Raw genomic sequence first — 10,553 nt, 5'->3', positions numbered from 1 at the left:
GGGCAATTCTCCGCAGCGCGGTGATGATCTCGGGATCGCCGATGTCGCCGCCGTGAATGATGTGGTCGACATGGGCCAACGCGCGAAGCGCCTCCGGTCTGAGCACGCCGTGCGTATCCGAGATGATGCCGATGGTGAAGGTCATCGAAGCGTCCGGTTGAAGCACTTTATCGCGCGTTGGGCCGCGGCTTCCTGATGCACCGCCGGTACCCCGGACATCAACCGCCTATGCCGACTTCCGTCGCTGGCCGGTCGCGGGCTTCTTCGCCGCTGCTTCCTTCGCCGGCTTCTTGCCTTGGATCGGCATCAACATCTCTTTCTGGCCTGCCGCCACCTTGCGCGGCTTCTTGGCGGGCTTTGCCGCCTTTGCCGGCGCGGCCTCCCGGCCGACGCTCCGCCGTAGCGCCTCCATCAGGTCGACCACGTTCTCGCCCTTCGGCCGCTCCTTCGGGCGGATGGTCTTGCCCGCGCGCTTCTGGTTGATCAGGTCGACCAGCGCGGTCTCATAGTGGTCCTCGAACTTCCCGGGATCGAAGGTGCCAGCCTTCTGGTTCACGATGTGCCTGGCGAGGTCGAGCATGTCCTTGGTGACTTTGACGTCCTGGATCTCGTCGAAATACTCCTGCTCGCTGCGCACCTCGTACGGATAGCGCAGCAGCGTGCCGACGAGCCCCTTGTCCATTGGCTCGAGCGCAATGATGTGCTCGCGGTTGGTCAGCACGACGCGCCCGATCGCCACTTTGGCCATCTCGCGGATGGTCTCACGGATCACTGCGAAGGCGTCGTGGCCGACCTTGCCGTCCGGACGCAGGTAGTAGGGGCGGATCAGGTAGCGCGGGTCGATGTCGGACTTGTCGACGAACTCGTCGATTTCGATGGTCCGCGTCGACTCCAGCGCGATCTCCTCGAGCTCTTCCTTCGTGACCTCGATGTACTGCCCTTTGTCGAGCTCGTAGCCCTTGACGATGTCCTCGTTGGCCACCTCGTCCCCGGTATCCGCATCGACCTTCACGTACTTGATACGGTGACCGGTTTGCCGGTTGAGCTGGTTGAACGAGATCTTTTCGGATTCCGAGGTCGCCGGGTAGAGCGCCACCGGGCAGGTGACGAGCGACAGACGCAGGAAGCCTTTCCAGTTGGCGCGCGGGGAGTGAAGTGGCTGCGCGAACGCGTGCCGGATCGACCGGTCGTCTACATCATGGGCAACCATGAGGCTTATGGCGGCGACATCGATCGGGCCGTCGAAAAGGCAAAAGCGGCAGCGCGAAATACAAATGTTCATGTGTTGCAGAGCGAGACGGTCCAGATCGGCGGGATCACGTTTGCGGGCGCGACGCTTTGGACCGACTTCGCTCTCTGCGGTGATCAGCGTCGCGCGATGGCTGTCGCCGCCGAGCATATGAACGACTTCCGCAAGATCAGGACCGCGCGCTACATGGAGCGCTTTCGGCCATACCACGCCTATGCGCGCCACCTTGCGGCCCGCAAGTTTTTTGAAGGCGAAATGCGCAAGCCGCGCTCCGGCAAGCTGGTCGTGGTCTCCCACCATGCCCCGCATCCAGGTCGAGCGTTGCCCCTTTCCGACCCGACGGGCCACGACGAGATCCTCGCCGCTGCGTATCGGAGCGATCTCAGGTTCTTGATGTCGTCGGCACCTGACGACGGATTTGGTGCGCTCCGGCCTGCGGACGTCTGGATTTACGGCCATACCCACGAGTCCGAGGACACCGTCATCGGTCAGACGCGAGTCGTCTCCAATGCCAAGGGCTACGGACCCTGGCTGCCGAAGTATCGCACCTGGGAAAATCCGCGTTTCGATCCGAACCTCGTCATCGAAATCTGAAGGAGGTAGCCATGGCCGACACTGGCGACCGATCGAAATCGACCGGCACATCGCAGCATGTTCCTCCTCTGGCTTCGCGTGTAGCACCGTATCCGACAGAATGGCGGTTGAAGGCGCCCCCCCGATCTATTCGTTTCCGCGAAGACCGCCACCGCAATCCCTGTGCGACATCCTGTTTTACGCGACGCACTCATTCAGGCATCGCTCGATCACCAGGTGCGATCCATCGAGCATATCGCGTCTGCGCGTGTTGTCTCGAAGCCGATTAACCTTGATGCCGTCGTCGTGCGGCGCGACGACGGCCGTTTCCTGCTCGACATCGTTCCGACAAGACGCGTCCGCACTTCGGAGGAGCTGCGATCGGCAGAAATGGCTCTGGCCGAGCTCGGCTTGACGCCGATGGTCTTGACCGCGGAAGACATCATGCGGCAGCCGCGTTACGGCAACACCCAGATGGTCTGGGCGCATCGCAAGATCCCCGTCCCAGTCGGCTTGCGGATGCGTGCCCTGCAGATCCTGCTGGATGAGGGAACGATGCCGCTAGGAGAACTTCTCAAGAGCATTCGCAGTGAGGTTGATCCCGTACCGGCAATATTAGCGCTTGCCTGCGCCGACCTTGTCTACCTCGATCTGACCTCCCAGCCGCTGAGCCCGACCAGCACGGTAGGCTGCTGCGCCCGGACGGAGACGCCATGAGCTTTGCCGTGTGCGTCGGTCCGGGCGATCGCGCATGGCATCCGCCATCGGCCCCGCAACTGGGCTGGCTTCCAAAGGGCGACGACAGGGTCGGAGCGCAAGGCATGAGCGCGAAAGACGACGATATCGATCTGCCCGCGATCGCAGATGCTGTCTCGACCGGTGCAGCCGCCGACTCGGCGGACTGGGAGGATCGGCTGAAGGGACTACCCCGGCTGTTGCGCTACGCCGTGCTGGTTGGCAGCAATGCAGCCCATATCGAGGAGCGGCTGATCGCCGAAATCGACGAACTCTGCCCAAAAATCCCGCACACCGTGGCCTGGGCGGTGACACCGGGCGTCGAAACGGGGCTGGCGCTCGCTGCGGAGCTCGACCGCCGCGCGGTCACCGATGACCAGCCGAACCTTCGCAGTTTGGCCGACTGCGTCCGACTTTTATGCTTGCCGCTGCCACACGACGTGACCCACTTCGACCACTACCGCAGGGTCGGCAAGGCGCTGGTTCACGCCTTTCACGGAGCTTCCAGACATGCCGAGCAAGGGCTCTGCTGCGTCCTCGAGCGCTTCGCCTTCGGCTGGGCGGCGCTGCCGGCCTGCACCGACTTTCTGTCAAAGGGAGTTTCGGCAGCTGTGAATGCTCACGTCCTGGGCGCGACCATGACGGAGTATCGCATCTCCGCGGCCAAGGCTGTCGCCCGGCAGGAGGCCAGGGAGGCAGAGGAGCGCCGGAACAAGCAAGCCGAGGACAAAGTTGCCGCGAACCTGCCGCGGGTGCCCTCCCCTGTGGCGGAAGGGATTCGAGAAAATCATCTCATGGTCGCACGCCTCTCTGCAGAGGAGATGAAAAACCCCAAGCTGAAGGACATCCTGGGACCACTGAAGAGCTCGATCAACAAGGCCTTGCCGTTGGTCGTGGCGCCTCCGCTGCACGAGGTTCGCAAAACCCTCGTGCACGAATTTCCCTATGCCGCCGACGTGGTCGATTTCGTGCTTGCCGACCTCGTTGGCCGTGTAACGGTACGCCTGCGTCCGCTGTTGCTGGTCGGCGCCCCCGGCGGAGGCAAGAGCCGGTTCGTCCGGCGCCTTGGCGAGACCGTGGGCGTCAGCGTCTGGCGCGAGGACGCCTCGCGCTGCGACGGCGCGGTATTCGGCGGGACAGACCGGCGCTGGTACTCGGCCGAACCCTGTCATCCCTTTCTTGCCGTTGCGCAGGGCAAGATCGCCAATCCGCTGGTCATGATCGACGAGATTGAGAAGGCCGCCACGCGATCAGACTACGGACGCCTGTGGGATTGCCTGCTTGCCTTTCTTGAGCCCGAAACCAATGCCCGCTACCCCGATCCCGCATTGCAGACAGCCCTCGATCTGTCCCAGGTCTCCTATGTCGCCACTGCGAACAGCCTTGATCCGTTGCCGAGTGCGATCCGGGATCGTTTTCGCGTGGTGACGTTTCCGAAGCCGACCGCGAGCAATGTCGACGCTCTGCTGCCCGCCATCATCGCCGACCTCGCCAAAGAGCGCGGCCTCGACCAGAACTGGATGCCACCGCTCAACGGGATCGAGCGCGCTTCGCTCACGCAATACTGGTGCGGCGGCTCGGTGCGCCAACTCCGCCGTATGGTGGAACCCATCCTGCGCGAGCGCGACCTGCGTGCAGTGAGGCATTGACCATGTCTTCCTGGCGACATCCCTAGCCTCAAAGCGAAGCCAGCTAACCGCTGGCGCGACGGAACGAGTCGGGTCCGCCCCTCAGATTCGTAGTCTGGGCGCGACCATTGAAATCGTTGGGGTTTGTTACCGTAAGGACGGGGCCTAAGCTCTGCAGACCCGCGGTTTTCCAGCGCGCGCCGGAGCACCCTGGTTACCGTAAGCTCGTTTGCGAAAATATCAATCTGTCGAGAGCCAGCAGTTCACGATGCTTCTAAAGCCCCATTCGCCCGCAAAGCGCTTCCTGACAAGTGCCACTCCTTCTGCCTGCTGGCGATGAAGCCAAGGCCATTTCGTTGATGCGCCGTGCTTGTTGGCTGGGTTGCCGCAAATAGTCGTGCACGACTTTGCCGAGGCCGAGCGTCAAGTCGGCAAGAATGTGGATCGCTGACACGACCTCGAGCACTGGCAACTCGGTGCCGTGTTCGTAAGGGGTCAAGAACTCGTCCGCAGGCACGACATCCGCAACTTCGGGGTCGAACGGCATCTTGCGCATGAACGAGCTCCGCACAAATGGACTTCGGCGACCCTACCAGTTCAACCTGACCGCCTCATGTCGGCTGATCGCATCGCGCGAGCGAATGCTCGAGGAAGAAACGCAGCATTTCCCTCGTCGCGTCCGGGCCTCGCGGATCGGTGTAGGAGCCGGCGGGACTGCCTCCCGACCAGGCGTGGCCGGCCCCGTGAATATTCCAATGCTCGGAGACGGCGCGACCGCCGGCGTCGGTCAGGATCGTGCGAGTATAGGCGTGCCCTTCAGGCACTCGTCCATGGATCACCTTCGCTTTCGGATTCGCTGCGTTGGGGGACCGCTCGACGATTCGATCGCCGTTGTTCGGATGCACCGTGGTGTCCCGGTCGCCATGGAAAACGATGGTAGGCACCGGCGATCGGGCGACAGCTTTGGGCCCGCCTCCCTGCCGCATCGCAGCGAACGCGGAGGGAAGGTCGCTGGCGGCACCGCAGGCCAGACCCGAATGGATCCCGACAGCCGCGTACAGATCGGCGTACGTCTCGCCCATAATGGCGGCGGCGGCCCCGCCCGCCGACAAGCCGGCGACATAGATGCGCTTAGGATCGATCGAATGGTCTCGCATGATCTGCCGGGTGATGCCCGCGATCAGCGAAGGTTCGCCACCGCCCCGCTGCTGGTCGCCCGGGCGAAACCAGTTCCAGCATTTCGCCTGGTTGGCTCCGCTGGGCTGCTCCGGATAGACCACGAAACAATTCAGCTCCTCCGCTAGGAAATTCATCCGGGTGCCGGCCGCGAAATCGTCCGGCGACTGGGTGCAGCCGTGAAGCATGACGACGAGAGGAAGCGTTCGTCCCCGCGAGCGGCTTGGGATGAAAAGCTTGTAGCTTCGACTTCCGGCCGCATTGCGAAAGGTGTCGGCGACGAACCTTGTGCCGTCAGGTGCGATATCCGTCGTGGAGGGCGGAGCGCGTTTCATTGAGCCGCGCAGGCCGAGCCCGGAGAACTCCCGCATGCCGTCGAGCGGTGCGGGGCGTTTGCGCCGCTCAACGGAAGGGGCCTGCTCCTCGACGACACTAGCCTTCAGGTCGATGGTTGGCGGCTCGAGCCTCGGGGCTACGACATCAGCAGCGCCGCGGGACGGTTTCGACACGCTCTCGCCCCGCAGCATGCGCTGCAGGAGCGCGGTGGCCTCGACCAATTGACCTGCACGCGTGAGGCGGGTGGCCTCGCGAACTATGTTCTGATCCAACATCGCATTACCTCGTTCGGTCGGCGAGAGCGGCCTTGACCGCGGAAGTGGCATGGAGGGCTCCGAGCACCGAGACCGAAGCGATGGTCGCGCGGGCCAGATCCGGCGTGACGTCCTGTTCGATGCTCGCCAGGCCGAGAACGTTGATGTGCAGCATCTTGCCGGCGCGTCGCGCCGCTTCGAGATCCGTGCGGCTATAGGTCCGCAGGCCGAGATCCAGCCTCTTTCGGACAGTCGACTGCTTCACGACATCCGCATGGCGTTCAAGCTGGTTGCGGATGGCCGTCCGGATGAAGTCGGTCCGGTTGGAATAGAACCCTTCCTGCACCATCAGATCGACCTGACCGAGATCGACATAACCGAGGTTGATCGTGATCTTCTCGGTGTCGGGGGTCTTTAGTCGCAACTCGCGGACATTGTCAGGCATGGAACGCACGCACTTTTCCATCCAATTGGATGGTGCATGGATGGCAAATGGATGTCAGGGGGTGATTTTCAAGGGGCAGCTTAAAATCGGCCTAGCCAGCGCGCGGCGTCCCCCGGGATTCCGATGTTTCCGGAGATCGCGCCCAGACGGACGTCGAGAGATCCGAGTCCGATCGGTGTAAATTCCCTTCGCCGCTCCTCCTTCATCGGACCCCCGCAGCAGCGATATTTCCGCCGCAGCCGTCATGCGCGCCAAAGCGCTCTGGCAGAAATCTGAGCTTTCTTCGCCCTGTCCAGCATGAAGCCGAGCCGTATAACCATGATCGGCCGGCGCGATATCAACGACGGTGACGGCCAGCGCGTCGCCACGCTTGGCGCCCTCGATGAACACTGGGCCGGACATGGAATGATTGTTCGTTGCATCGACATTTGCAGTGATGCCGGGCTCCGTACGATTTGAACGATCTGACCGCTGGAGCTTCGCGGTAGCTGGTTTACGACCAGCCCCTGCAGATCAAGAGTTAACGTCAATTTACAACGCACAACGCGGGGCCTGTCACTCTGCCGCGAGCGCGTGGTGTCGCAGCGGCAAGCCGAGACGTCCCCATGGTCGGTACATCGCCTTCAGTTCGCGCCCGCCCAGAACAGGGGGATGCGGGCGTACTCTAACATCCGCACGGCGGCTGACCACCAAGCTTGGAAAGATCACCGTAGCTGGGGGGTGTCACTATATCCGATGACTGACATGGCTGGTGCGCGATCCCAACCTGGGACGGCTGCGAAACTTGATCTGAAGTCGGGGCGGACGATGACATGATGACGCGTCGCATAGTGGCGTGTCATTTGCGCATTTGCGGAGGAAGTGACGATAACAAGAAGGCCGGCGGCCAAGAGCGTGCGCATCGTGTTTTCTCCATCAAGCATGGCTATACTCACCAATGTCGAGTTTTCATCTCGTCCATCACGTTCTCACTGGATCGATTCGCACTAGTTGCTTTTCGACAGCGACCGCAATGCGAACCCACTGTCTTCGCAGTATCGCGCGGCTCTCAAAAAACCTGCAAATAAATAGAGGTAAATGATCCATACGTCTGCAGGAGATCGATGATTGATCTCTTCAACGCGACACCTACTGGGGCCTCGCGCGCGGATTCACAACCTATCTCGACGTCACGCTCCGCTCGTTTGCAAGATTTTATCTCGATATACAGCGCTCCCTGGCGAGACCGGGCTAAAAGAGTTTCCATTGGCGCCTGCAGTCGCCGCAGCGGTCGAGCATCTGTGCACGGCCACCGGATTGTATTCTTGAGTCCGGTTGACGGAGGGCGCTTGACCGAAGAAGAGGAGGATTGCGTGCCCAAAATGTTCGTTCACGCTCCCAGTGGCGTTTTCACCACCGAGGCTCGCGCGCGAGTGGCTGCCGAACTGACTGACCTCGGAATGGCGTGCGAGCGCCTTGCTGACACGCCCGCGATCCGGTCGGGGGTTTGGGTCCTCTTCGCCGAGCACGCGCCCGACGCGATTTTCAGCGGCGGAGAAGTCGCATCGCATCCGATCATAGTTTTGCTGATCAACGCCATTAAGGGCGGCCTCGACGATCCCGCCAGGAAGCGGTTCATCGAGGAAGGCACGGCGATCCTCGGCAAACACGCCAATATGGGCGAAGGCAAAGTGCCGGCCTACGTCGCCGTCCAGGAGATCCCCGAGATCAATTGGGGGATGTACGGGAAGCAGGTCGACCTTTCCGCGATGCGTGCTCCAGCGACTAGCTAGTCGTGCAGAGCAATCGCGGAGTGCCGCGTCGCCGCTGTTTGTGGCACGGCGTCGGACGGCCGCAAGATCGCCTCTCACATTGATAAGCGCTGCTTCAATGGCTGCGAATAGAAAGTTGCGGCAGCATCATTTCACGCATTGATTGGCCGCGGGTCTGCAACGACAATCTGTAACGTCCACTCGCGAGGTCGCGAAGCTCAAGTCGGGACCTCGCGATAACGCCGACGCACATAACCAAACGAGCGGGCCTTCAGGCGGAAGGCTCCTTGTTAGCAACGGCGTTGAAAGTAAGGGCCGGATAGGGCAACATTCGACACCAACCCCTAGGGCTACACCCCGGGGCCACACCAGAAGCTCCTGGCGTGCCGTAAGACCTTATTTTACGGGGCTTTCTCGAAGCCGTTTTAATATGGCGGACACGGAGGGATTCGAACCCAATCCCGCGCACGAGGCGAAAACCGCAGAAAAGCCAAGGATTTCCGAACAGCCTGCGGAGTTGTGTGTACCGCCCGTGTGTACCGGAATTCTTGGTTTTGGCAAAGCGAGATGACGCCGGTCAGACTTCAATTCATCTACTCGAATCCTTCACGCGCCTGTTCGGAGCGCTGAACATCCACGTCGGGATCATATGTCTCCCAGCGCGTTTTCGCCGGGGCTGCTGGACGCGTTAGTCTCCGCCTATGCCTCGAGTCGGCTATTGGCTCGCAGCGTCAACATGATGTCCCGACATTTCACAACCGCGATCGGCGCCGAGAGAGCACGACAGCCGTAGTTGATCGATTGGCGCCATAATGCCCTGTATCTTCCGAACTCCGAGGAGGAGGCGTCCGGGTACTTCGCTGATGGACCAGAAGCAGTCTTGACAGAAATTCGGAAGCGCGCCGCTCTAACCGGGTCTTGGCTAAGCGGCGTCGGCCTTTGCACCCTACGCTGATCGCCAAGAGCGGCGGTGCGGGTGGCGTGCCCGAACTCTTCGGCCCGGAAGTAATTCCGCCGAACTCATCCCGGCCAGCGGCAAGAGAGAGCCCGCGTCAATCGGTCAGGTTGAGCGTCTTATCGGTGCAGACGTTGATGCCGGACGCATCCATTGACTCGCCGTCGTCGAACGTCCCGCGCAGATCGAAGCGGCAATCGCTGGCCTGCGGCAGTTTAGCCGACGCCTGCTGGCCGGATTTCACCGGGCCGACCACTTTCTTCCAGTCTGTAGAGCCGGACCCGGCCGCCTCCAGCTGGACTAGATCCACTTTGCGCGAGTTCGTCACAGTGACGGTGACTGCCGGCTTAGCCTTGTGCTTGGGCTGCGGCGCGGCCTGCGCAGTCAGGCCGAACAGAGTTGCTCCCGCGAGCGCTGCAGCAAGTGTCCGAGTGTTCATCGGATTATCTCCGTTTGGCCCCCAGCAGCGGCGGTCTCACTCTTTAACACGAAGCGATCCCCAATTCGGGTGTATCCCGAGATCAAGGTGAAGGAACCCTTGCAAGGTCGTAGGTCATAGGGGCGCGTTGCCAAGGCAGGCTCCGGGTCCTTTGGGAGTGCCCCCACGAGCCGGATACGCGAGATCGCACTTATTCAGAATATCTGCTGCCAGAAAATCCGCGGTTGCAGTTACAGAGAAGGCGGTGCGTCTTGCTCGGTGTCCGCTATGCCCCGATAGGTAGCTCGACGCCGCCGTGAAAACGAGATTGCCTTGCACGGTGAGCGTTCCGATCGAGTTGCCAGGCGACAGCGTGCCGCCATTGATCGTCGTATTGCCGACGATACCGGCGCCGCCGAGCGTGCCACCGGCGTTGACGGTGAGACCGCTCGACTGGGCGATGTTGCCGTTGATCACTAGCGCCCCGGAATTGACTGTGGTCGCGCCGGCGTAAGCTTGCGTGCCGGTGATGACTGTCGTGCCCGCGCCGTTGAACGTCATGCCCCAGGCGCCAGCCGTGAAACCGACGGGGGGCGTATAGGCGGGGTTGAGCGCGAGGAAACGCGTCTCGTCCATCACGACGTCGGAAATGGCCTGCGTTTGCCCTGCCCCCGGCGTGAAGGTCAACGTGCCGGCGCCCTGCAGGAAGAAGCCGCTGCCGCCCGACTGGCCGGCCTGCGCGGTCGCACCACCGGCGCTGCCGGGCGTAGCCGTGTTGCCGTTGACGGTGAAACCCCCGGCAACCGTCAGCGAGCCTCCCTGCATGACGAATATGCCGCCGCCGAAGCCAGAACCGCCGCCACCTGCGCCAGCTCCGCCTGCACCGGCGCCGAAGCCGCCGGTGCCGCCCAGCGTGTCATTGCCGCCGCCCCCGCCGCCATAGCCACCCGCTCCGCCGGAATTGCCGGCGCCGGCGACAACGGCGCCTCCGCCGCCCCCACCAAAGCCGCCCGCCCCGCCATTGTTGCCGCCC

The 10,553-nt window shown here is 62.4% G+C and carries 10 protein-coding genes and 2 pseudogenes; 4 read left to right on the top strand and 8 right to left on the bottom strand.

The window, feature by feature from the left end; all coding sequences use genetic code 11:
- On the bottom strand, positions 1–145 hold a 145-nt coding region (locus AC630_RS31560; RefSeq protein ID WP_143198468.1), incomplete at its 3' end, for a metallophosphoesterase family protein.
- An 81-nt stretch (positions 146–226) separates the two neighbouring features.
- A complete protein-coding gene (gene ku / locus AC630_RS31555) occupies positions 227–1,210 on the bottom strand; it encodes a non-homologous end joining protein Ku (protein ID WP_074122363.1) in 984 nt (327 codons plus the stop codon).
- Here ku and AC630_RS31550 point away from each other — a divergent pair.
- From AC630_RS31550 to AC630_RS43030, 3 genes are all read left to right on the top strand, one after another.
- The gene (locus tag AC630_RS31550) at positions 1,172–1,843 is read left to right on the top strand and encodes a metallophosphoesterase (RefSeq protein WP_245330572.1); all 672 of its coding nucleotides are present in this window, start codon (positions 1,172–1,174) and stop codon (positions 1,841–1,843) included. The genes ku and AC630_RS31550 overlap by 39 nt on opposite strands.
- Before the next feature lie 285 nt (positions 1,844–2,128).
- Positions 2,129–2,539, top strand: coding sequence for a hypothetical protein (locus AC630_RS31545; RefSeq protein WP_208867071.1), 411 nt, complete (start codon positions 2,129–2,131; stop codon positions 2,537–2,539).
- 104 nt (positions 2,540–2,643) lie between these two features.
- Positions 2,644–4,206, top strand: coding sequence for an AAA family ATPase (locus tag AC630_RS43030; RefSeq protein ID WP_083636460.1), 1,563 nt, complete (start codon positions 2,644–2,646; stop codon positions 4,204–4,206).
- Between the two features lie 253 nt (positions 4,207–4,459).
- On the opposite strand, the pseudogene AC630_RS47320 reads toward AC630_RS43030, so the two are convergent.
- The 4 genes and pseudogenes from AC630_RS47320 to AC630_RS47315 form a co-directional block, all read right to left on the bottom strand.
- Positions 4,460–4,660, bottom strand: a pseudogene (locus tag AC630_RS47320) (hypothetical protein); the annotation flags it as partial.
- A gap of 136 nt (positions 4,661–4,796) precedes the next feature.
- A complete protein-coding gene (locus tag AC630_RS31530; RefSeq protein ID WP_074122360.1) occupies positions 4,797–5,972 on the bottom strand; it encodes an extracellular catalytic domain type 1 short-chain-length polyhydroxyalkanoate depolymerase in 1,176 nt (391 codons plus the stop codon).
- A gap of 4 nt (positions 5,973–5,976) precedes the next feature.
- The gene (locus AC630_RS31525; RefSeq protein ID WP_074122365.1) at positions 5,977–6,396 is read right to left on the bottom strand and encodes a ribbon-helix-helix domain-containing protein; all 420 of its coding nucleotides are present in this window, start codon (positions 6,394–6,396) and stop codon (positions 5,977–5,979) included.
- A 54-nt stretch (positions 6,397–6,450) separates the two neighbouring features.
- Complete coding sequence (locus AC630_RS47315) at positions 6,451–6,834, bottom strand: acetamidase/formamidase family protein (RefSeq protein WP_283808467.1); 384 nt, start codon at positions 6,832–6,834, stop codon at positions 6,451–6,453.
- Positions 6,835–7,724: 890 nt separating this feature from the next.
- Between AC630_RS47315 and AC630_RS31515 the strand changes: the two genes are divergently transcribed.
- Complete coding sequence (locus AC630_RS31515; protein ID WP_083636457.1) at positions 7,725–8,168, top strand: tautomerase family protein; 444 nt, start codon at positions 7,725–7,727, stop codon at positions 8,166–8,168.
- Between the two features lie 1,031 nt (positions 8,169–9,199).
- Here the strand turns inward: AC630_RS31515 and AC630_RS31510 are convergent.
- Together AC630_RS31510 and AC630_RS31505 are read right to left on the bottom strand one after the other, a co-directional pair.
- Positions 9,200–9,541, bottom strand: coding sequence for a hypothetical protein (locus AC630_RS31510; protein ID WP_074122359.1), 342 nt, complete (start codon positions 9,539–9,541; stop codon positions 9,200–9,202).
- Between the two features lie 114 nt (positions 9,542–9,655).
- Positions 9,656–10,553 (bottom strand): annotated as a pseudogene (locus AC630_RS31505) (hypothetical protein); the annotation flags it as partial.

The sequence above is a fragment of the Bradyrhizobium sp. AS23.2 genome (assembly GCF_001908185.1).
In the GTDB taxonomy this organism is placed as follows: Bacteria; Pseudomonadota; Alphaproteobacteria; order Rhizobiales; family Xanthobacteraceae; genus Bradyrhizobium.
The sequence above is the reverse complement of the archived record's forward strand: the minus strand, read 5'-3'. Positions and strand labels throughout refer to the sequence as shown.

Bases quoted from the DNA above. Each gene is read 5' to 3' on its own strand.
- AC630_RS31510 (WP_074122359.1), bottom strand. From the start codon at position 9,541: ATGAACACTCGGACACTTGCTGCAGCGCTCGCGGGAGCAACTCTGTTC.
- ku (WP_074122363.1), bottom strand. From the start codon at position 1,210: ATGGTTGCCCATGATGTAGACGACCGGTCGATCCGGCACGCGTTCGCG.
- AC630_RS43030 (WP_083636460.1), top strand. From the start codon at position 2,644: ATGAGCGCGAAAGACGACGATATCGATCTGCCCGCGATCGCAGATGCT.
- AC630_RS31530 (WP_074122360.1), bottom strand. From the start codon at position 5,972: ATGTTGGATCAGAACATAGTTCGCGAGGCCACCCGCCTCACGCGTGCA.
- AC630_RS31525 (WP_074122365.1), bottom strand. From the start codon at position 6,396: ATGCCTGACAATGTCCGCGAGTTGCGACTAAAGACCCCCGACACCGAG.